Origin of the sequence: Bacillus sp. FSL W8-0102, from assembly GCF_038007225.1 — a bacterium.
Classification (GTDB): Bacteria; Bacillota; Bacilli; order Bacillales; family DSM-4216; genus Bacillus_O; species Bacillus_O smithii.
In genome coordinates, this window is the sequence record NZ_JBBOWT010000001.1 from 3,521,583 (window position 1) to 3,543,148 (window position 21,566).

At 42.3% G+C, this 21,566-nt stretch carries 21 protein-coding genes; 1 reads left to right on the plus strand and 20 read right to left on the minus strand.

The window, feature by feature from the left end:
* Positions 1 to 111 precede the first annotated feature (111 nt).
* The 20 genes from N1I87_RS16695 to glyA all read right to left on the minus strand — a co-directional run bounded on the left by N1I87_RS16695 (position 112) and on the right by glyA (position 19,771).
* Positions 112 to 1,113, minus strand: coding sequence for a rod shape-determining protein (locus tag N1I87_RS16695; RefSeq protein ID WP_048624226.1), 1,002 nt, complete (start codon positions 1,111 to 1,113; stop codon positions 112 to 114).
* A 172-nt stretch (positions 1,114 to 1,285) separates the two neighbouring features.
* Entirely contained in the window at positions 1,286 to 1,555 is a 270-nt protein-coding gene (gene spoIIID / locus N1I87_RS16700) for a sporulation transcriptional regulator SpoIIID (RefSeq protein ID WP_341103008.1), read from the minus strand.
* Between the two features lie 446 nt (positions 1,556 to 2,001).
* Positions 2,002 to 2,673, minus strand: coding sequence for a M23 family metallopeptidase (locus N1I87_RS16705; RefSeq protein ID WP_341103010.1), 672 nt, complete (start codon positions 2,671 to 2,673; stop codon positions 2,002 to 2,004).
* A gap of 257 nt (positions 2,674 to 2,930) precedes the next feature.
* Positions 2,931 to 3,983, minus strand: a complete 1,053-nt coding sequence (gene spoIID, locus N1I87_RS16710) for a stage II sporulation protein D (RefSeq protein WP_445285720.1) — start codon at positions 3,981 to 3,983, stop codon at positions 2,931 to 2,933.
* Positions 3,984 to 4,213: 230 nt separating this feature from the next.
* Positions 4,214 to 5,524, minus strand: a complete 1,311-nt coding sequence (gene murA / locus N1I87_RS16715; protein WP_003353328.1) for a UDP-N-acetylglucosamine 1-carboxyvinyltransferase — start codon at positions 5,522 to 5,524, stop codon at positions 4,214 to 4,216.
* Between the two features lie 32 nt (positions 5,525 to 5,556).
* Complete coding sequence (locus tag N1I87_RS16720; RefSeq protein ID WP_340396436.1) at positions 5,557 to 6,282, minus strand: YwmB family TATA-box binding protein; 726 nt, start codon at positions 6,280 to 6,282, stop codon at positions 5,557 to 5,559.
* Between the two features lie 296 nt (positions 6,283 to 6,578).
* Positions 6,579 to 6,815, minus strand: a complete 237-nt coding sequence (locus tag N1I87_RS16725) for a DUF1146 family protein (RefSeq protein WP_003353330.1) — start codon at positions 6,813 to 6,815, stop codon at positions 6,579 to 6,581.
* Between the two features lie 507 nt (positions 6,816 to 7,322).
* A complete protein-coding gene (locus N1I87_RS16730; RefSeq protein ID WP_270583867.1) occupies positions 7,323 to 7,718 on the minus strand; it encodes a F0F1 ATP synthase subunit epsilon in 396 nt (131 codons plus the stop codon).
* A 24-nt stretch (positions 7,719 to 7,742) separates the two neighbouring features.
* Positions 7,743 to 9,164: a F0F1 ATP synthase subunit beta gene (gene atpD, locus N1I87_RS16735; protein ID WP_003353333.1), complete on the minus strand. Its 1,422-nt coding sequence runs from the start codon at positions 9,162 to 9,164 to the stop codon at positions 7,743 to 7,745.
* An 84-nt stretch (positions 9,165 to 9,248) separates the two neighbouring features.
* Positions 9,249 to 10,106, minus strand: coding sequence for an ATP synthase F1 subunit gamma (gene atpG, locus N1I87_RS16740; RefSeq protein ID WP_003353334.1), 858 nt, complete (start codon positions 10,104 to 10,106; stop codon positions 9,249 to 9,251).
* A 39-nt stretch (positions 10,107 to 10,145) separates the two neighbouring features.
* Positions 10,146 to 11,654: a F0F1 ATP synthase subunit alpha gene (gene atpA / locus N1I87_RS16745; RefSeq protein ID WP_003353335.1), complete on the minus strand. Its 1,509-nt coding sequence runs from the start codon at positions 11,652 to 11,654 to the stop codon at positions 10,146 to 10,148.
* A gap of 157 nt (positions 11,655 to 11,811) precedes the next feature.
* The gene (locus tag N1I87_RS16750; protein WP_003353336.1) at positions 11,812 to 12,345 is read right to left on the minus strand and encodes a F0F1 ATP synthase subunit delta; all 534 of its coding nucleotides are present in this window, start codon (positions 12,343 to 12,345) and stop codon (positions 11,812 to 11,814) included.
* Entirely contained in the window at positions 12,342 to 12,857 is a 516-nt protein-coding gene (locus N1I87_RS16755; RefSeq protein WP_048624235.1) for a F0F1 ATP synthase subunit B, read from the minus strand. Before N1I87_RS16755 ends, N1I87_RS16750 begins: the two co-directional genes overlap by 4 nt.
* A 125-nt stretch (positions 12,858 to 12,982) precedes the next feature.
* Positions 12,983 to 13,201 (minus strand): F0F1 ATP synthase subunit C, encoded by a 219-nt coding sequence (gene atpE, locus N1I87_RS16760; protein ID WP_003353338.1) that lies wholly within the window; start codon positions 13,199 to 13,201, stop codon positions 12,983 to 12,985.
* Between the two features lie 67 nt (positions 13,202 to 13,268).
* Complete coding sequence (atpB, locus tag N1I87_RS16765) at positions 13,269 to 13,979, minus strand: F0F1 ATP synthase subunit A (RefSeq protein WP_270583864.1); 711 nt, start codon at positions 13,977 to 13,979, stop codon at positions 13,269 to 13,271.
* A gap of 347 nt (positions 13,980 to 14,326) precedes the next feature.
* A complete protein-coding gene (locus N1I87_RS16770; protein WP_270583863.1) occupies positions 14,327 to 14,548 on the minus strand; it encodes an AtpZ/AtpI family protein in 222 nt (73 codons plus the stop codon).
* 347 nt (positions 14,549 to 14,895) lie between these two features.
* Entirely contained in the window at positions 14,896 to 16,038 is a 1,143-nt protein-coding gene (gene wecB / locus N1I87_RS16775; RefSeq protein ID WP_341103015.1) for a non-hydrolyzing UDP-N-acetylglucosamine 2-epimerase, read from the minus strand.
* Positions 16,039 to 16,056: 18 nt separating this feature from the next.
* Positions 16,057 to 16,686: a uracil phosphoribosyltransferase gene (gene upp, locus N1I87_RS16780; protein ID WP_003353343.1), complete on the minus strand. Its 630-nt coding sequence runs from the start codon at positions 16,684 to 16,686 to the stop codon at positions 16,057 to 16,059.
* Positions 16,687 to 16,958: 272 nt separating this feature from the next.
* Positions 16,959 to 18,320, minus strand: coding sequence for an FAD-binding oxidoreductase (locus N1I87_RS16785; protein WP_341103017.1), 1,362 nt, complete (start codon positions 18,318 to 18,320; stop codon positions 16,959 to 16,961).
* Positions 18,321 to 18,520: 200 nt separating this feature from the next.
* Positions 18,521 to 19,771 carry a serine hydroxymethyltransferase gene (gene glyA, locus N1I87_RS16790; RefSeq protein WP_341103019.1) on the minus strand — a complete coding sequence of 417 codons (1,251 nt, stop codon included), beginning with the start codon at positions 19,769 to 19,771 and terminating at the stop codon, positions 18,521 to 18,523.
* 372 nt (positions 19,772 to 20,143) lie between these two features.
* Here glyA and N1I87_RS16795 point away from each other — a divergent pair, with 372 nt between their 5' ends.
* Complete coding sequence (locus N1I87_RS16795; RefSeq protein WP_341103021.1) at positions 20,144 to 21,391, plus strand: RNA-guided endonuclease InsQ/TnpB family protein; 1,248 nt, start codon at positions 20,144 to 20,146, stop codon at positions 21,389 to 21,391.
* Positions 21,392 to 21,566: the final 175 nt, after the last annotated feature.

Consider the following 21,566-nt stretch of genomic DNA (forward strand, 5'->3'; position numbering starts at 1 on the left):
TGCTGGTTTTATTATACAGGAAACCATTTGGCAATGCTTTCTCTTTTTTAGAAAAAAATTCATCCCTGCCAACTGTAGTAGAAGTCCATGCCCGCCATATGGCTTGCATCCTTAAATGAATTTCCGATTGGATATTTTATCAATATGATCCAAAATGACTCCCGTACCTACCGCTACACAACTCATCGGATTTTCAGCAATGAGCACCGGCACTTTTAATTCATCCGAAAGCAGCTGGTCAATGCCGTGAAGCAGCGCTCCTCCTCCTGTCAGCATCACTCCGCGGTCAATGATATCAGCAGAAAGCTCCGGCGGCGTTTTTTCTAACACGTTTTTGGCTGCTTGGACAATGGATACAACGGACTCTCTTAAAACCCCTTCAATTTCTTTCGAGTTAATCGTTAAAGTTCGTGGAAGGCCAGTGACCATATCGCGGCCGCGGATATCCATTTCTTCATTATGACCATCCGGATATACCGTTCCGATGGTCATTTTAATTTGTTCTGCCGTACGCTCTCCAATCAGCAGCTTATATTCTTTTTTTATGTAATTTAAAATTTCCATATCAAAGTTGTCGCCCGCTATTTTAATGGACTCGGAAGTAACAATGTCCCCCATCGAAAGCACCGCAATGTCGGTCGTTCCTCCGCCGATATCCACTACCATGTTGCCGCTCGGCTGAAAGATATCCATTCCCGCCCCGATTGCGGCTACTTTCGGTTCTTCTTCTAAATAGACTTTTTTCCCGCCGCTCTTTTCAGCTGCTTCCCGGATCGCTTTCTGTTCCACGCTCGTGATATTCGTCGGGCAGCAGATTAAAATTCGCGGTTTGGATATAAGTCCGCTTACGTTTAACTTATTTAAGAAATGTTTCAACATGGATTCTGTAATGTCAAAATCAGCAATCACTCCGTCTTTTAACGGCCGAATAGCGACAATATTGCCCGGAGTTCTTCCGACCATACGCCTCGCTTCTTCTCCGACTGCCAGCACTTTTCCTGAATTTCGGTCAATCGCAACGACTGATGGTTCATTTAACACAATTCCTTGTCCTTTTACATGAATAAGCACATTGGCCGTCCCCAGGTCAATCCCGATATCCTTTGAAAACATGTTGTATAAGGGCTCCTTTCCTCTTTTCTTCCATTTATGTACAATTTTTTGAAATGAAGTTCTATATCCCCAATTATCTATTTTATCATAAATGTTTTTCAAAAAGGAGAGCGAAAAAGACATGAAACTGAAAAAGAGGTGACCTTTGCAGCAACAGGTCACCTCTTTCCCCTTACCGCTTCAAAGCGGCAGGATTATGCCCGCGGTATTTTTTCTTTGTCGCTTCTCCACCCCGCAGGTGGCGGATCGATTTATGGTAATCTAATATGGCTTTCACTTCATTAGCTAGTTCAGGATTTATTTCAGGCAATCGTTCCGTTAAATCTTTGTGGACAGTACTTTTGGATACGCCAAACTCCTTCGCGATCATGCGAACCGTTTTTCTCGTCTCCACGATATACTTTCCAATCTTGATCGTTCTCTCTTTGATGTAATCGTGCACACCACTCGCCCTCCCTAAATTGGATGTGAGAAGTGTGAAATGAGACTCGCTTTCACTTCATTTAAGTACTGTATTCCCGCATGAAAATAAATTGGTGGTCCTCCCCCGCGCATGCGGCAGAAAGCGAGATCGCTTTCTATCTTTACCACGACTGATCAAGTCTTTTTGCCTTTGGATATTTGCTTTTTTAACGATTCCTCACCTCAAACACTCTCTCTAATTTTTGTGCAGGTTTGTAATCATTTTATTAGCTTGGTTAAAAATATATGCACGAAATCAGTATTAAGGACAAGGCATGAAGGGACTTTTTTACGGGCGGATACAGAATCAGTCGTGAAAATCAGCGTGGCAGCAGCTCAAAAAACGGATGGATTCCTTTGTTCCAAGTTCAAATGAAAATAAAAAAACAGAGAGTTTATTCCTTTCACTCTCTGTGCATCTATAAATTACTGGACGGTTTTGTTGAGATATTGTTCAGGATTTAAAGGAGTGTTGTTTTTGCGAATTTCAAAATGGACATGAACACCCGCTTTTTCGTTAAACACACTGTTTCCTGCTTTTCCGATCACTTGCCCCTGTTTTACATTTTCGCCTTCTTTGACTTGTATGTCTTTCACAGATTGATATTGTGTGACAATTCCTTTTTCATGTTCAATTTCAATGACATTGCCAAGCAAAGCATCTTCTTGAATGTTCGTTACTTTTCCGCTTAACGCCGCCGTTACATCGAAGCTTTTTCCATCTTTCACACCAATATCAATTCCTGTATTGGGATAATACGTATTGTTATAAACTACTAGTGCGGCTTCTTGTTCCTTTTGGGAAGCGTTTTTGTCATAAAATTTTTGCTTAATAACGGCTTTATCCGGATTTTCCAATGGAAGCTTCACGGTTTCCAGCGCCGTATTGACTTCCACCGAAGGCTCACGGCTGCTGTTGTCAGCGGATTGTTGTTGGCCCTGATCTTTCGTCGCATTGTTATCTTCAGTTGTTTGATACCATACAATACCGGCTATTAAAAGGGCAGCAATGACAAGATATAAGCTCGGAAATACCCAACGTTTTTTAAAGAAAGTTTTCATCCTTAGAGAAATTCGTTTCTTTTCTTCCTCTCTCACTTTTCATCACCTCAGCTACCATTTTGAACAGGCCGGGTGAATTCTATACCTTTTTTCAAAAAATTTTTTTACTTTTTATTTTTCGATAATCCATTTAAAATTATTCACGTAATCGCGACACCATATTCTGGGGTATTATATTATAAGGTTAAAAAAGGCAGCATTTCCCGAATAATGGTCCCATCCAGAAAATGCTGCCTGTCTTGTCTTCCAAAGAAGTGAGTCTCATTATGAAAAAGGCGAAGATCCCCCACCTTTTAAGGAATCGCCGTTCCCTTTCCGTTTTCACTTGATTTTTGCGCGGTGATCCGGTTTTTCAAATAATCGTCTGAAGAGGCAATTTGCACATGTTGATAATAATATTGTAAAATCTGTAAGTAATTTTTCCCTTCTTTTGCCATTCCATTAGCACCGTATTGGCTCATACCAACCCCGTGCCCGTATCCTTTTGTCGTAATCGTCATATGATCGCCTTTTATCACCCAGGAAAAATCTGCAGACTTCAGCCCAAGCTTTTCCCTTATCTCCCTTCCCGTAAATTCTTTCCCAGCAATCAAGACTTTCCCGACTCGATTGCCAGCTGTCCGTTGGATGACAGTACCGGCATCTTTTTTATTTTTTAAATGAACTCCTAATTTTTTTTCAAACTCTTTTACGGGGATGATCGTCTTGGAGTAATATTGCGGAGATTTTTTATCCCATGGGCTTTTGACGCTTTTTAAATACGGTATCGGCTGTTTCCAATAATCCTCCGAGTTTTCTGTATAACCGTTGCTTGTCGAAAAAAACGAAGCTAAGATAGGTTCTCCATTATAAGTTAAAATTTTTCCGGCCGTTTGGCCCACCGCTTCTTCTATTTTTTTCATCTTCCACTGATAATCTTTTCCCCATATTTGTTTTAATTCCTCAGGGCTTTTATACACTTGGTCTTTCACCGTATCGGTAACATCCGCTCCGTCCGGCGCATCAGAACCTTTCATTAATTTTTTGACAATAAACGTTCTAGCCGTTAAGGCTTGTGCTTTTAATGCTTCCATTTCAAAATCCGCCGGCATTTCCGAGGCCACCACACCAGCCACATATTTTTCCAACGGCTCTTTTTCCGTTTTATGAAGTTGGGATCTATATACCGCCACTTCTACGCTTGATTGTTTTTCCAACTGAGACTGGCTCTTATTCGCTGAAATCTTTTCAGTCATTTTTCCGCTCGTCCCTTGATCGGAAAACGGAATGACAAGCAAGGCCGGTATAATCATCGCTGATGTAGTCAGAATAGCTAATAAAATAAACAGTGGGTTCCAGTTCTTCATCATGTATTACGTCCTCCAGTAACGTTTTTTGAGACAGAAAGGGCAATAGCTTTTCTCATCTCAAACATATGGCGGAGGACAAGCTTTTATGTCAGAAATTTGTTGAATAGAGTCCGGATGATCGGGGCATAATGGTGGATGGATTCTTTTTCGAACGGGGAAATAAAAGAGGCCGCCCGTTGGTGGAAAACATGAAAAAAGCCCGCTTTCTATCACAAGCGGGCCGACCATCACGCTTTCACATCTGTGATGGCAACTTTTTCCGTCAAGGTTTCTTGGTCTTCTTCGTCAACGCGGATGATATCGGCTCCCAGCGAGGCCAGCTTACCATGGAAATTCACATATCCCCGGTCCAAATGCTTTAATTCCGTTACACGGGTATAGCCGTCAGCGACTAAGCCTGCAAGTATCAACGCAGCTGCTGCACGCAAATCGGTAGCCGTTACTTCAGCTCCCTGAAGCTTACACGGTCCGTTAATAATAACGGAACGTCCTTCAATTTTAATGTTCGCATTCATGCGTCGGAATTCTTCCACATGCATAAACCGGTTTTCAAATACAGTTTCCGTAATCACACTGGTACCTTCTGCTTTCAGCAAAAGAGCCATCATTTGTGATTGCATGTCTGTCGGGAAACCGGGATGCGGCATCGTTTTAATGTCCACAGCTTTTAACTTTTCCGGACCGATGACTCGGATGCCGTTCGCTTCTTCAATGACAGTCACGCCCATTTCTTCCAATTTGGCAATAAGAGAGGTAAGATGCTCAGGAACGGCTCCCTGAACCAGTACATTTCCTCCCGTAATAGCCGCAGCTGTCATAAAAGTGCCGGCTTCGATTCGGTCTGGAATAATGGCATGTTCCGCCCCGGTCAAATAATCAACGCCTTCTACACGAATCGTACCTGTACCTGCTCCTCTAACATTTGCTCCCATTTTATTGAGAAAATTCGCTAGATCGACAATTTCCGGTTCTTTGGCGCAGTTTTCAATGATCGTTGTTCCTTCTGCCAATACAGCAGCCATCAATATATTTTCGGTCGCTCCTACACTAGGAAAATCAAGGTAAATTTTCGCACCTTTTAATCGGCCGGGAACTTCCGCTTCTATAAAACCGTTGCCAACTTTGACAACAGCCCCCATTGCTTCAAAACCTTTTAAATGCTGATCGATCGGTCTGGATCCAATTGCACAGCCACCTGGAAGGGCTACCCGCGCTTTACCGGTACGGGCAAGCAACGAGCCCATGACTAATACAGACGCCCTCATTTTTCGTACATATTCAAACGGGGCCTCTACAAAAACCTCTCTAGATGCGTCTACTATGATTGTATTGTCTTCAAAGTTCACGTCACAGTTTAAATGACGCAGCACTTCGTTAATGGTATACACATCGGAGAGAGCAGGTACATCACGAATGATACTTTTTCCTTTACTTGCTAATATTGTTGCAGCGATAACAGGGAGAACGGCGTTTTTTGCGCCTTCCACTTTCACTGTGCCGTTCAGCCTTTTTCCGCCGCGGACGATGATTTTTTCCAAGAGTATTCCCCTCCGCGTCCTAATTCTCTATATTAATATTCAACTGTAATGATTGGTGTGCCAATGACAAAGGATGTATTGGCGTCCAATTGTTCTTCTCTCAATCCAATTTGCAAATTCATCCGTTTTTCTTTCAGAGGTAAGCTCTGACTGAATTGTTTTGAATAAGCTGAAATGGAATAGAGATCGTCTTCTTTCAGTGCTTCCGTTTCTTTTGCATTTAATGCCGTCATCATAGAGGAAACTTGATTTGACAAAACTTCCTTAAGTTTACCATTGAACTTCCCCTTTATACAAGAGAAAACCAGAGGGTGGTGAATAAAAATTTTCGAGTAATTTTCTTCAAACCCTCCATGAATAAAAGAAAGATTTTCTTTTTTCAGGTCACTTCCTTCAACTGTATAAAGGACATACGATTGTTCGTTTTCATTGGAAACAATTTGAATGGTTTGGCGGATATTTCCTTTGGTTGATACAGCAGAGTATGAACTCTCATTACTATTTGTATTTTTGGACCAAGCCCAGTGTGAAAACTCCGCCTGAAGCTTCCGTACAGTTTGTCCAATTTTTTCACTTTGAATCGGTTCCCTCGTGTGTAAAGACCATGAAGAAATCGTTCCATTCATACTTTCCGCCAGATTAGCAAGTGTTTCGATTTCCGGTTTCGGGTTCACTGCTATCGTGTTTTTCCCCAAAAGTACGATTGAAAAACCCATTATGCCAATAATAATGACGAAAATGATATAATTTCCTTTCATACATCTTCTCCCCTTTGGTAACAGTGTTTCCGGTTACCTGGGAGAAATACGTGGGAATAATCGTCATCTTTCAACAATGAGTCTTGTGTACATTTTCACTTGCTAATCAAGTAAACAAAAAGCAGTTTAAAAAAACTGCATCCAAAGAAAATAATAAATAAAATTTTTAAAAATTCAAGTGTGAAGAACGAACTAAATTCTCAGGACCATCCAAAATTGAAAATCGATTCATTTTCCCTATGATCAAGAGGAAGCGTCATCTTTCCGGCCGCTTTTCCGATCCAAAAAAACAGAAATTATTGAAACATCATTGGCAGCTGCTGCGACCATAGCAAATAATCCAAGAAAAATTGGCTGACCACTGAACCAATAGCAATTGTCAACAAGACGTATAACAGCCTGGCTTGAAAGACTCTATTGGGTTTAATCAGCTTCTCAAACCTTAGCGCTTGCAAAGCCCAAAATGTAATCGCTATAAACACCAAATGGGAAAGAATGCTGAGGAGCGCTTGTTGTCCAAATTGTGCAACCATCCTGACCTCTCCTTCCAGGTTTTCCACCTGCCAGCTATTGTAGCATAAATCTTGCATAGAGAACGACTGTCATTCCACTTTCTAATCGATGATCCATCCTTGCCGATGATTGGCCGAACAACATAGTCTCTTCTTGAGAATGATGGTTTCATTCTTTTGAAAAAAGAGATTTGATTTCCTCATGAATCATTCCTATTCTTTCGATTCAATCAAAAATCAACAGGTCAACCTTCCTCTCACTCTAAAGACCATGTCTTCTCTTTCCTGCTTCCATATTTTTCGTTCCAAACTCCCGCCGATATGACCATTTTTTCCATAAAATCAGCCTTTATTCCGTTTAACGTCTTACCTAAAAATAAACGGAAAAAGTCAGCAACCATTCTTTTTTACGGTGAGCAATAGATAAACGAAAAGCAGAATGATCATTTCATTAGTCCGATAAAAAAGCTGATCCAAACAAGAAAGCGGAAATTTCCTGTTCAGATCAGCCTAGGTTGGTCATTCCAATTATTTATGTTTGTATATATTGATGCGGTTCACAGCCCGCTTTAATGCCAATTCTGCCCTCTTATTATCCATGTTTTCTTGCCGCAGACGGCGCTCTGCTCGTTCTTTTGCTGCTTGAGCACGTTCAATATCAATATCTTCCGCCCTTTCAGCAGCTTGCGCCAAAATCGTCACTCGATCAGGACGAACTTCCAAAAAGCCTCCGCTGACAGCAATCCATTGTGTATTATTGCCATTTTTCAAACGAACAGCACCGATTTCTAAAGGAGCAACCAACGGAATATGTCCGGGTAAGATACCGAGCTCCCCACTGGTCGCTCTGGTACTTACCATTTCCGCTTCTGATTCATGAACCGGGCCATCAGGAGTGACGACAGTGACTTTCATTGTTTTCATATGAATACCTCCTGAACCCTTTTATTATACTTCTACTCCCATTTCTTTCGCTTTTTCGATTACATCTTCGATCGGACCTACAAGACGGAATGCATCTTCCGGAAGATGGTCATATTTTCCTTCCAGAATTTCTTTGAACCCTCTTACCGTTTCTTTTACAGGCACATAGGAACCAGGTTGTCCCGTAAATTGTTCCGCCACGTGGAAGTTTTGAGATAAGAAGAATTGAATGCGGCGAGCGCGATGTACAACAAGTTTATCTTCGTCGCTTAATTCATCCATCCCTAAAATGGCGATGATATCTTGCAATTCTCTGTAGCGTTGCAGCGTTTGCTGAACTTGGCGAGCCACTTTATAATGCTCTTCGCCGACGATTTCAGGTGTCAACGCCCGAGACGTAGAAGCAAGCGGGTCTACTGCCGGATAGATCCCCATTTCAGAAAGTTTCCGTTCAAGGTTGGTGGTTGCATCCAAGTGAGCGAAAGTAGTCGCTGGAGCCGGGTCAGTGTAGTCATCGGCAGGCACATAAATCGCTTGAATTGATGTAACCGAACCAACATTTGTAGATGTAATCCGTTCTTGAAGTTGTCCCATTTCCGTTGCCAACGTAGGTTGATAACCTACCGCAGAAGGCATACGTCCCAACAATGCGGAAACCTCAGAACCTGCTTGCGTAAACCGGAAAATATTGTCAATAAAGAGAAGTACGTCTTGTCCTTGTTCATCACGGAAATATTCAGCCATGGTAAGACCGGTAAGGGCTACACGCATACGGGCACCAGGCGGCTCATTCATTTGCCCGAACACCATCGCCGTTTTGCTGATAACCCCGGAATCTTTCATTTCATGATAAAGGTCATTACCTTCACGAGTCCGTTCTCCTACACCGGAAAATACGGAAATACCGCCGTGTTCTTGTGCGATGTTGTTAATCAATTCTTGAATTAAAACCGTTTTTCCTACTCCTGCACCGCCGAACAAACCGATTTTACCACCTTTAATATAAGGCGCCAACAAGTCGACTACTTTAATTCCGGTTTCCAATATTTCCACTTCGGTAGAAAGTTGTTCAAATTTTGGCGCTGGACGATGAATAGGATCGCGGCGTGCATCTTCAGGAATTGGTTCATCTAAATCGATGGTTTCCCCTAATACGTTAAATACCCGTCCTAATGTTACGTCTCCGACAGGAACGGAGATCGGTTTTCCTGTATCGATTACTTCCATTCCGCGTTGCAGACCGTCTGTGGAAGCCATGGCAATCGTACGAACCGTATCATCGCCTAAGTGAAGCGCTACTTCCAATACGAGATCAATGCTTACTTCTGATTCCGTTTTTGCTTCGTATTGTACTTTTAACGCGTTGTATATATCGGGAAGCTGGCCGCTCTCGAACTTCACGTCAACTACCGGACCCATTACTTGAAGAACGTGTCCTTTGCTCATTATGTTCCCTCCTAACTAGCTTTTAGCAGATCAAAGACTGCCACATTCAAAAATTCTATCGCTTGTTTCCGCAACGAACTAGAGTTACTCCAATGCAGACGCTCCGCTGACAATTTCCGTGATCTCTTGGGTAATAGAAGCTTGGCGTGCACGGTTGTATGACAGCGTTAAAGTGTCGATCAGTTCCAAAGCATTATCTGTTGCATTTTTCATGGCTGTCATCCGTGATGAATGTTCGCTCGCTTTAGAATCTAAAATGGCGCCAAATATCAGGCTTTCTGCGTATTGCGGAAGCAGCACATCCAATATTTCTTCCGCCGAAGGTTCGTATTCATAAGAAGTAAGCTTATTCGCCGGTGCAACATCCGTCAAAGGCAAAAGCTGCTTCTCTGTCACTTCATGTTCGATGGCGCTGACATAATGAGTGTAGTACATATGAAGCTCATCGAACGTTCCGTCTATATATAAGTTCACCGTTTTATTCGCGATGCTCCGAATATCCGTAAAACTCGGATGATCGGGCACTCCCACCATATCATAGACGACATTCATTCCTCTATTTACAAAGAAGTCTCTGCCCACTCGTCCAAGTACAATAATCGCGTACTCATCTTCTGATTTGTGGCGTTCTTTAATGGTGTTGTAAACGAGGCGAAGAACGTTGCTGTTATATGCTCCCGCCAAACCCCGGTCTGCGGTGATCACCAAATACCCGGTCTTTTTAACGGGGCGGGAGACCAGCATCGGATGTTTGATATCTTTGCTTCCGGCCGCAATGCTGGCAACGACGTCCTGCATTTTTTCCATATACGGAACAAATGCTTTGGCATTTAGTTCCGCGCGGCTGAATTTCGAAGCGGAAACCAATTGCATAGCCTTGGTGATTTGGCTTGTTTTCTTTGTAGTATTAATACGAGTTTTTATATCGCGTAACGATGCCATCCGTTCTCACCACCCTTATACTTAATGAATTCCATTTTGTTACTCGGATTTCGCAAAGGTTTTCTTAAAGCCGTTAATGGCTCCTGCCATCTCTTCGTCGCTCGGCAAGTTACCTGTGGAACGGATTTGATCAAGCACCGCTTGTCCGTTTTCATCCAACCAAGCGTAAAATTCTTCTTCAAAGCGGCGGATATCTTCTACCGGGATGTCATCTAAAAATCCGCGAGTCAACGCATAGAGAATCATGACTTGTTTTTCTACTTTGATTGGTTTATTTAAATCTTGCTTTAATACTTCTACGGTACGGGCACCACGAGCCAATTTTGCTTGAGTCGCTTTATCAAGATCAGAACCGAATTGAGCAAATGATTCCAATTCACGATAGGATGCCAAGTCCAAACGCAAAGTACCGGCCACTTTTTTCATGGCTTTAATTTGAGCGGCTCCCCCTACACGAGATACAGACAAACCAGCGTTAATAGCCGGGCGTACACCGGAGAAGAATAAATCCGATTGCAAGAAAATTTGTCCATCTGTGATGGAAATAACGTTTGTTGGGATATAGGCCGAAATATCCCCTGCTTGTGTTTCAACAAACGGCAATGCTGTCAACGAACCAGCGCCTTTCGCATCGCTAAGTTTTGCAGCACGTTCAAGTAAACGAGAGTGAAGATAGAATACATCCCCCGGATATGCTTCACGACCAGGTGGACGACGGAGCAGCAAGGAAAGTTCACGGTACGCAGCAGCTTGTTTGGATAAATCGTCATAAACGACCAACACATGCTTGCCGTTGTACATGAATTCTTCACCCATCGCAACGCCGGCATAAGGTGCCAAATACAATAACGGTGCTGGTTGTGATGCAGAAGCTGTCACCACGATCGTGTAATCTAATGCGCCATTTTTGCGCAGCGTTTCAACCGTTGTCCGAACCGTCGATTCTTTTTGACCGATTGCCACATAAATACAAATCATGTTTTGGTCTTTTTGGTTGATAATCGTGTCAATCGCGATGGATGTTTTACCTGTTTGACGGTCCCCGATAATTAACTCCCGTTGTCCTCTTCCGATCGGTACAAGAGCGTCAATGACTTTAATACCTGTTTGAAGAGGTTCATGAACAGATTTACGATCCATTACCCCTGGAGCAGGACTTTCAATTGGACGAGTTTTTTTCGTATTAATCGGTCCAAGACCATCAACCGGCTGTCCGAGAGGATTTACAACACGACCAATGAGTTCTTCTCCAACCGGAACTTCCATAATACGTCCTGTACGACGAACTTCGTCTCCTTCACGAATATCCGTATATGGTCCTAAAATGACGATCCCTACGTTATTTTCTTCCAAGTTCTGCGCCAATCCCATAACGCCATTTGAAAACTCCAAAAGCTCGCCAGCCATGACATGATCAAGGCCGTGGGCACGAGCAATACCGTCACCGACCTGGATGACAGTGCCTACATCATTTACTTCCATATCCGCCTGATAATTTTCGATTTGCTTTCTTATCAGCGCGCTGATTTCTTCAGCTTTGATGCTCATGCGTTTCACCCCTTCTTAATTTATAGAGCAGAATGAAAGGAAATAGCGTTATAGTTGTCGTCCCGCTATTTCACGCCATTCATTCAACGAATAAGCGAGAGACTCTGCAACGAGTGCTGCTCGCCGTTTAATGATTTATACGTATACGTTGTATAGTCTAGCTAATCAATTGTTTTAACCGGTCAAGCTTTCCGCGAAGGCTGCCGTCAATAATGCGATTCCCGATTCTGACTTTCAAGCCTCCTAAAAGCTTCGGATCCACAACATTTTCAATTTTCAAAGTTTGCTTCCCGACTTTTTCAGCCAATACAGCTGACAGTGAAGATTTTTCTTCTTCATTTAATGGGCGTACACTCGTCACCGTCGCTTCTGCAATTCCACGCTCGTTATTGGCCAAGGCTATGTATTCTTCAGCCATTTCCAACAGGTGATCTTCGCGGTGGTTTTCCATCATAAGAAGCAATGTATTGACAATAAACGGAGAAGCAGTTGAAAACGCCTGTTTAACTAATTCTTTCTTTTTGGACATGTCCACTTTCGGCAGTTTCAAGAAGAACAGCAATTCCGGAGTTTGCTGTAAAACCTCTTTTACTACACTCATCTGTTCCCCAATCAGAGCTACTTGATCGTTCTCTTTTGCAACTTGGAAAAGAGCTGCCGCATAGCGATTGGCTACTATAGAATTACTCATCGCCCTTCTCCTGCCTCTTTAATAAAATCTTGGATTAATTTTTCTTGATCTTGCTCGCTCAATTCTTTTTCAATGACTTTCGAAGCAATCAATACAGATAAAGAGGCCACTTGATCACGCAATTCTGCCACTGCTTGTTCTTTTTGACGATTGATTTCAGCTTTTGCGGACTCTTTCAAGCGTTCTGCCTCTTGTCTAGCTGCGGCAATAATCTCATCTTTTTGCCGTTCACCTTGTTTTTTGGCATTTTCGATTAGAGCTTGGGCATCTTCTCTAGCTTTTTTCAGTTCTTGACGAGTTTCTTCTAAAAATTTATTCGCTTCAACACGGCTCTTTTCCGCCGCTTCAATTTCATTCGCAATATGATCTTCGCGCTGTTTCATGATTCCCACGAGCGGGCCCCATGCATATTTCTTTAACAACGCCAATAAAATAATAAACATCAATAATTGGAAGATGATATCTCCACTGTTGATGTGTGCTTCTCCCAATACAAGCGCGTTTGTCAACACGTATTATTCACTCCCTTCAAGAGTCAGCTCCCTAACCATAACAATCCAGCAGGAATACGGTACATAAAGGAATGGCGAAGGTTCGCATGGAATGATCTTCGCCATTTGCAACTTAATTCCAGTGATTATCGATTCAAAACCATGAATGCGATAACTACGGCAATAATCGGAATCGCTTCAACTAACGCTACCCCAATGAACATAACCGTTTGAAGCATCCCGCGTAGTTCTGGTTGACGAGAAATACCTTGTACCGTACGAGATACGATTAAACCGTTACCGACACCTGCCCCAATTGCTGCCAACCCTATTGCAATTGCTGCTGCTATTACACCTAAACTCATGATTAAGTTCCTCCTTTAAAATATATAAAAAGTTCTTCTTTCAAATAATGATATAATGAATTTATGTTTAATGGTCTTGGCTGATTTTATGAGCCATGTAAACCATTGTTAACATCGTGAAAATAAATGCTTGGATTGAACCGACAAAAATACTGAAAGCTTGCCATGCAATTGTCGGAATAATGGCCGCAATAGTGCCACCGACACTTGACGCCAAACCACCGGCCAACAGCGAAAGCAAGATTTCCCCCGCGTAGATGTTTCCGTAAAGCCGGAGCCCCAGAGTCAATGTATTGGCGAATTCTTCGATTATTTTTAAAGGGAATAAAAGTTTCATTGGTTCAAAGTATCCCCGTACATATCCGCCAAACCCTTTCATCTTTACGCCGTAATAATGAGTTAATACCACAATCATAACTGCAAGCGTAAGTGTAATGGCAGGGTCGGATGTCGGCGACTTCCACCATAACTTGTGATCTACCACAACGGAAAATGGAAGACCTAGCATATTGGATACAAAAATATACATAATCAAAGTAAGGCCGAGAATATGAAAACGCCCGCCCGTTTTCCAATCCATGTTGCTTTGAATGATATTCTTTACAAAATCCATGATCCATTCCATGAAATTTTGCATTCCTGTCGGTTTCAAAGCAAGCTTCCGTGTGGAGATGATCGCAATTAAGAATACAATCACACTTGCCACTGTGATCATTAAAACATTGGACAGGTTAAAAGTAAGACCCATAAATTCCACTATTGGAGCTTCATGTTCCAATTCTTATCACCTCTCTTCCACGTTACTTAAATTAGAATGGATTCATTAAATCTATCATAATGACATTTACTGCCATTATTTCTATATTGAAATATAAGGAGAAGAATTCAACCCGGAAAGCGAAGGGCAGCAATGAGGCTGTTTTGCCTGTTAGGTAAAACGTCAAGGCCTCAGCTTTTTGACAATATCGGACAGGCTCACCGAACCCCCGATAAATTCCAGGCTTGTCCATTGGCAGGCTATGCTTGTATACAAGCTATAGAAAATGCCTTGCGGAGCAAAAAAATGGAGAACTGGCAGAATTCACAGTAATAATGCCATTCATAGCTTTCAAATATTTTAACGCACTAATCCCCTGAATCGAAACGGCGTATTGTACGCAGCATCGCCAGTATTCCGGCCGCTAATCCCGATAAAAGCCCAATCACTAAAAACAGAGGTTCTGTTTGGCATTTGCCATCGATCCATCTACCGAGAAATATCCCGATCAAAACAGATCCTGCCAGCTGAGATAAGATGGTGCTGTAGAGAGCCATTGCCCGAAATGGACTTTTATGTTTTTGAGCCATTCATCACCCTCACATTCAAGCGGGAGCTGACCCGAACTCCAAAAAAATACAAGCGTTTTCACCACGCTCAGTTTATTCAAATAACTTCTATTATTTCCTTTGTAAGCATACAATAGAGACCTTGCAATGTCAATGTGTTTACAGTGAAAAGACAACATACATTTCTTAAATTTTCACAAAGTTTTCACAAATACAGTGAACTTTTTTTGAATTATTTAATTTGAAGAGAACGATTAATCAAACCCCTTCCATTTCAGCATCCAAGAAGTCTGAACTCTCGTCCCCTTTTTGCTCTTCTAGCTCGTGATGAACAGGTGTTCATGAAGAGCCTCCCGCACGTAGAGGCTCTATGAAAAACGATCCGGTTTTTGGCTCGTTCTTTTGAAATAATAGCGCACCGCTTCCGCAATTCGGCGGGATGCTTCTCCATCTCCATAAGGGTTGACAGCTTTTGCCATTTTCTCATATTCATGCGGGTCCGTTAAAAGTTCTTTAGTCAATCGATAAATACGCTCTTCTTCCACCCCGGCAAGTTTCAGTGTACCCGCTTCAATCCCCTCGGGCCGTTCGGTTGTATCCCGAAGAACCAAGACCGGCACACCAAGGGAAGGGGCTTCTTCCTGCACTCCTCCTGAATCCGTTAAGATGAGGTGGGCACGGGCTGCAAAATTATGAAAATCAATCACATCAAGCGGTTCAATTAAATGGATTCTTTCATAATCTCCGAGAATCTCCCCGGCTATTTCCCGTACAGCGGGATTCAAATGAACCGGATAAACCACTTGAACATCCTTCAATTCCTCTACAATTCTCTTAATAGCCCGAAACATATTACGCATAGGTTCGCCCAAATTTTCTCTCCTATGGGCAGTCAATAAGATCAGCCGGTCATTTCCGACCTTCGTTAAAATCTCATGCTGATAGTCGCTTTTGACCGTTGTTTTTAACGCATCAATGGCTGTGTTTCCCGTAACGAAAATAGTGTCTTTCTTTTTGTTCTCCTGAATCAAATTGGCTTCCGCTTTGGCCGTCGGTGCAAAATGAATATCAGCAAGAACACCCGTCAGCTGCCGATTCATTTCTTCAGGAAACGGAGAATACTTATTCCATGTTCTGAGCCCCGCTTCGACATGTCCAACTGCAATTTGGTTGTAAAACGCCGCGAGACTCGCAATAAACGTCGTCGTCGTATCTCCATGCACCAAAACAATGTCAGGCTTGACTTCTTTCATTACTTTATCAAGACCTTCCAAGCCTTTTGTCGTCACATCTGTCAATGTTTGCCGATCTTTCATGATATTGAGATCATAATCAGGTTCAATTCCGAATATATCCAGCACTTGATCCAACATTTGACGATGCTGGGCGGTTACTGTCACAATCGTTTCAAAGTCTTCCGGATACTTTTCTAATTCAAGCACAAGCGGAGCCATCTTAATGGCTTCCGGCCGGGTGCCGAAAATGGTCATCACTTTAATTGGAGCACTCATATTCGCACCTACTCTACCTTATTTTGTACCAAATAATCGGTCTCCCGCGTCTCCGAGACCCGGAACAATATATCCTTTTTCGTTTAGTTTTTCATCTAAAGCAGCGATATAAATGTCAACATCAGGATGGGCTTTTTTTAGTGTTTCAACCCCTTCCGGAGCAGCGATCAGGCACATAAATTTAATACTTTTGGCGCCGCGTTTCTTCAAGGAATTAACCGCTTCAACGGCAGATCCGCCCGTTGCCAGCATCGGGTCCACTAATATAAAATCTCTTTCCTCCACATCGGATGGAAGCTTCACGTAATACTCAACTGGCTTTAACGTTTCGGGATCCCTGTATAATCCGATATGACCTACTTTAGCAGCAGGAATAAGCTTTAAGATGCCGTCAACCATTCCAATACCGGCACGCAATATCGGAACGACCCCTATCTTCTTGCCTGATAAAATCTTTGCATTTGCTTTTCCAACAGGCGTTTCCACTTCAATTTCTTCCAAAGGCATGTCACGGGTAATCTCAAACGCCATTAGAGTGGCCACTTCATCGACCAGTTCCCGAAACTCCTTTGTCCCGGTATTTTTATCCCGTATAAAAGTCAACTTATGCTGGATTAACGGGTGATCAAATACATATACTTTCGCCACGAATCTCGCCCCTTTGATGATTTTCACTATGTAACTTTCATCTAGCCATGACAAAGTTCTACATACTTCTACTTATTTTACAAAAAAACATAGGGATCATCAAGAAAGGATCATAAAAACGTGATCACCGACGGGAGAGAAAACCATTTGTTCAGGGGGAAGCGCACTCTTTTTCTTTCAAAATGAGAAAGCCATTCTATTTAACGGCTGGTTGGACAAGAAAAGGAGGAGACTTAAGCCCCCCTCCTTGTCCATTTATTTCAAAACTCTTTTTAATCGATTTTTCCCGGATTCAAAATTCCTTCTGGATCAAGCGCTTTTTTAATGGTGCGCATCACATCGAGTCCTTCCGGATGCTCTTTCAGCAAATATTTCTTTTTCCCGATCCCAATTCCATGTTCTCCTGTACATGTGCCCCCTTGTTGAAGGGCATAATCCACAAGCGCCTCATTCATCTTTTGGAAACGGCCCACTTCATCTTGGTCATTCGGATCGATCGCAAGCGACGTATGAAAATTGCCATCCCCTACATGACCAAGGATGGCGGCGTCCAAATGATAGGCTTCCGCCAATTGCCTAGCCTTTTCCAATGCACCTGTCAGCTTGGAAATAGGAACGCAAACATCCGTAGAAACGTGAAGCTTCCCGGGGTATTTGCTTGTAATCGCAACAGCCGCTTGATGCCTTGCTTCCCACAATTGAGCTCGTTTGATGGAATCTTCTTCAAATTCGAAGGAAAGGCATCCGTTGTCTTCCATGATCTCTCTCGTCATTTGGATATCATGCTGAACCATTTCCCGGCTTCCGGCAAACTCTAAAAATAATGTCGGATGCACCATTAAATCGGTTCCTTTATAAAGATTAATCGCTTCTATCGTCCGAGAATCCACAAGCTCTATTCTTCCGATCGGTATGCCTCCTTGCAAAACAGCGGTAGCAGCTCCCCCTGCCGCTTTCAAATTTGGAAACACGACTTTGGCAGCCACAATTGCTTCAGGAATACCATAAAGTTTTAGTGTAATTTCGGTAAAAATTCCGAGCGTCCCTTCCAAACCAATCATCAAGTCCGCCAAATGCAGACCTGCTGATGATTTGACCGTTTCTCCTCCCATAGGAATCACTCGGCCGTCAGCAAGGACACAACGCAGTCCAAGCACATTTTGCTTCATTGCTCCGTAGCGGACTGCGTTTGTTCCGCTCGCATTCGTTGCCGTCATCCCGCCGATCGTTGCGTCTGCCCCTGGATCCACTGGAAAAAAAAGGCCGTATTTTTTTAAGTGCTTGTTTAATTGGATTCTCGTGACACCCGGTTCCACTTTGACGATAAAATCTTCCGGGCGCAGCTCCACAATCCGGTTCATCAAGGAAAAATCGATGCTGATTCCGCCCTTCACCGGAATGACGTGCCCTTCCAAACTAGTGCCCACTCCAAACGGTACAATCGGTATGCTGCGTTCTTTAGCAAAATGGACGATTTTGACGACTTCTTCTTCCGTTTTCGGAAATACCACCGCATCCGGCAAAACGGGTGTATGGTAAGAAAACCCTTTGCTATGGTGATCTAAAACGGTTTCATTTGCGCTTACCCGCGCTTCATCAGGAATGATGCCAAGCAACTCATCCTTTAACACCAACCAGCTCTCCTTTCGCAGCCCCTTATGGATCTCGGCGATAGCCGAATAGAGTAAAAATCATCAGTGGGAGTTCATCTTATCCCCCACTGATGGCAAGTTGACCTATCTGGCTTTTAGCCGCCATACCGCTACCGGATGCTGTTCTTCGATTGAGGCGGAGGTCATCGTCCGTTATGGGCATTAGAAAATGCCCAAACTTTTTAGCGTACAGAAGCCCCTTCGTAAAGCGGGAATTTTTCTGTCAACGCAACCACTCTTGCTTTTGCCTCGTTCAATTTCGCTTCGTTATCGCGATTTTTCAGAGCGAAGCCAATAATGGACGCCACTTCATCCATTTCCGCCAAACCAAATCCACGAGTAGTGACCGCAGCCGTTCCAATTCGAATGCCGCTTGTCACAAACGGGCTTTCCGGATCATACGGAATCGTATTTTTATTGACAGTAATGCCGATATCATCTAACACTTTTTCTGCTTCTTTTCCTGTCAGCCCTAATGAACGGACATCAACAAGAAGCAAATGATTATCCGTACCGTCTGAAACTAATTTCAATCCTTCTTTTTGCAGCCCTTCCGCCAGCCGTTTTGCATTATCAATGATATTTTGTGCATACACTTTGAAAGAATCTTGCATGACTTCCCCAAGAGCCACCGCTTTCGCTGCAATCACATGCATGAGCGGACCGCCTTGAATGCCAGGGAAAATGGCTTTATCGATCTTCTTGGCAAACTCTTCTTTGCACAAAATCATTCCACCACGCGGCCCCCGCAACGTTTTATGCGTAGTGGTGGTCACAAAATGAGCATACGGAACCGGATTTGGGTGTAAACCAGCTGCTACAAGACCAGCGATATGAGCCATATCGACCATTAAATATGCGCCAACTTCATCAGCAATTTCCCGGAATTTTGCAAAATCAATGATACGCGGGTAGGCGCTGGCACCGGCCACAATAAGCTTTGGTTTGTGTTTCAACGCTTTGTTGCGAACATCTTCGTAGTCAATTCGATGCGTTTCTTTGTCCACGCCATATTCCACAAATTGATATTGCACCCCGCTAAAGTTTACCGGACTTCCATGTGTTAAATGGCCGCCGTGGGATAAATTCATCCCTAGAACCGTATCGCCATGTTCCAAAACACTGAAATAAACCGCCATATTTGCTTGAGCCCCGGAATGCGGTTGAACATTAACGTGCTCTGCTCCAAAGATTTCCTTTGCTCGTTCGCGTGCGATGTTTTCTACAATATCGACATATTCGCAGCCGCCATAATAACGTTTCCCCGGATAACCTTCTGCATATTTATTCGTTAAGACAGAGCCTTGCGCTTCCATCACCGCTTGGCTGACAAAGTTTTCGGAAGCGATTAATTCAATTTTCGCTCTTTGCCTGTTCAATTCTTTTTGGATAGCTTCATATACAGCTTGATCTTGTTCAGCAAGTTTACCCATTCTTGTTCCTCCTTTAAGTTATAGCAACACAAAGCCTTTTCTCATTTTTCAAATTCTTTTTTATTTTAACATGATTTTTTCGGGTTATTAAAGGCGGTTTTTGATTTTTTGCTTTATCCAAATCCTGGTTTAGTGTTAAGCAAAATGGACTTTTTGATAAAATCGTGCCTGTATCAAAGAAGCGACCCAATCGAAGCATCGTGCTTGAAAATCCAAATTTCCGTTCCGCTTTATCGAATTAGGCGAGAAGACTCCCACTTCAACGAAGCGAAGCGGAGTAAGTGGGAGATGAATCGACTTAACTATATTTTACTGAAAATAGGATAGATTCAGTAAAATATAGTATAATATAGTTAGATGGGAGGTGAAAAAATGTATTTTTGTATCAAACAACAGCTAAATGGTTTGACCAAAGAAGAATACTTGACTCTTCGAGAACTGTGCCATATTGCCAAGAACATATACAACGTTGGGTTGTACAATGTTAGACAATACTATTTTGAACACAAGGAATTTCTTAATTATGAGAAAAACTATCATCTTGCAAAAACGAACGAAAACTATAAGCTGCTAAACAGCAACATGGCACAGCAAATTTTAAAAAAGGTTAATGAAGCTTTTAAATCTTTCTTTGGCTTAGTAAAACTAGCCAAACAGGGAAAATATGACTACAAGGCTATCAGTATCCCAAAATATCTTAAAAAAGATGGCTTTCATTCACTAATCATTGGTCAAATTCGTATAGACGGCAACAAATTCACGATACCGTATTCGAATCTGTATAAAAAGACTCATAAGCCTATCACGATAACGATTCCACCTGTGTTACTGGACAAAAAGATTAAGCAGATTGAAATCATTCCTAAACATCATGCTAGGTTCTTTGAGATTCAGTACAAATATGAAATGCCTGAAGATCAAAGAGAATTAAATGACCAAAAAGCACTGGCGATTGATTTAGGATTAAATAATCTTGCCACTTGTGCCACATCAGACGGCAAATCGTTCATCATTGATGGGAGGAGATTAAAAAGTATTAATCAATGGTTTAACAAAGAGAATGCCAGACTTCAAAGCATTAAAGATAAGCAAAAAATCAAAGGTACAACTCGTAAACAAGCTTTGCTTGCTATGAATCGCAATAATAAAGTGAATGATTATATCAACAAGACTTGCCGTTATATCATTAACTACTGTATTGAAAATCAAATTGGCAAACTTGTCATTGGCTATGCGGGAACATGGCAACGCAATATTAATCTAGGAAAAAAGACAAATCAAAACTTTGTCAATATTCCTCTCGGTAACATAAAAGAAAAACTAGAGTATCTTTGTAAATTTTACGGCATTGAATTCTTCAAACAGGAAGAGTCATATACGTCTAAAGCCAGCTTTTTTGACGGCGATGAGATTCCTGAATATAATGCTGACAATCCAAAAGAATATAAGTTCAGTGGTAAACGTATTAAGCGAGGTTTGTATCGAACAAAGTCTGGAAAACTAATTAATGCTGATGTCAATGGCGCATTAAACATCTTAAAGAAAAGTAAAGCTGTAGACCTGAGTGTCTTATGCTCTAGCGGCGAAGTGGACACGCCTCAAAGAATAAGGATTGCTTGAAGCAGTCAAACTTCTTTGGAAGCTCCCACTTCAAATTTTCGCTAGAAAATTAAGTGGGGGTAGTTCACCAAACTCTAAAGAGAACGAATTCTTTAAAGAAAAGGCTGTTCCAAAAGTCCAACAAGAGCCCTTTGGAACAGCCTTTTCCAATAAAATTTCTTCTTAACAATGGATG

Coding starts and splice junctions, on each gene's coding strand:
- N1I87_RS16695 (WP_048624226.1), bottom strand. CDS start 1,113: ATGTTTTCAAAGGATATCGGGATTGACCTGGGGACGGCCAATGTGCTT.
- spoIID (WP_445285720.1), bottom strand. CDS start 3,983: ATGAAGAACTGGAACCCACTGTTTATTTTATTAGCTATTCTGACTACA.
- N1I87_RS16720 (WP_340396436.1), bottom strand. CDS start 6,282: ATGAAAGGAAATTATATCATTTTCGTCATTATTATTGGCATAATGGGT.
- N1I87_RS16725 (WP_003353330.1), bottom strand. CDS start 6,815: ATGGTTGCACAATTTGGACAACAAGCGCTCCTCAGCATTCTTTCCCAT.
- N1I87_RS16730 (WP_270583867.1), bottom strand. CDS start 7,718: ATGAAAACAATGAAAGTCACTGTCGTCACTCCTGATGGCCCGGTTCAT.
- atpD (WP_003353333.1), bottom strand. CDS start 9,164: ATGAGCAAAGGACACGTTCTTCAAGTAATGGGTCCGGTAGTTGACGTG.
- atpG (WP_003353334.1), bottom strand. CDS start 10,106: ATGGCATCGTTACGCGATATAAAAACTCGTATTAATACTACAAAGAAA.
- atpA (WP_003353335.1), bottom strand. CDS start 11,654: ATGAGCATCAAAGCTGAAGAAATCAGCGCGCTGATAAGAAAGCAAATC.
- N1I87_RS16750 (WP_003353336.1), bottom strand. CDS start 12,345: ATGAGTAATTCTATAGTAGCCAATCGCTATGCGGCAGCTCTTTTCCAA.
- atpE (WP_003353338.1), bottom strand. CDS start 13,201: ATGAGTTTAGGTGTAATAGCAGCAGCAATTGCAATAGGGTTGGCAGCA.
- N1I87_RS16770 (WP_270583863.1), bottom strand. CDS start 14,548: ATGGCTCAAAAACATAAAAGTCCATTTCGGGCAATGGCTCTCTACAGC.
- wecB (WP_341103015.1), bottom strand. CDS start 16,038: ATGAGTGCTCCAATTAAAGTGATGACCATTTTCGGCACCCGGCCGGAA.
- glyA (WP_341103019.1), bottom strand. CDS start 19,771: ATGGGTAAACTTGCTGAACAAGATCAAGCTGTATATGAAGCTATCCAA.
- N1I87_RS16795 (WP_341103021.1), top strand. CDS start 20,144: ATGTATTTTTGTATCAAACAACAGCTAAATGGTTTGACCAAAGAAGAA.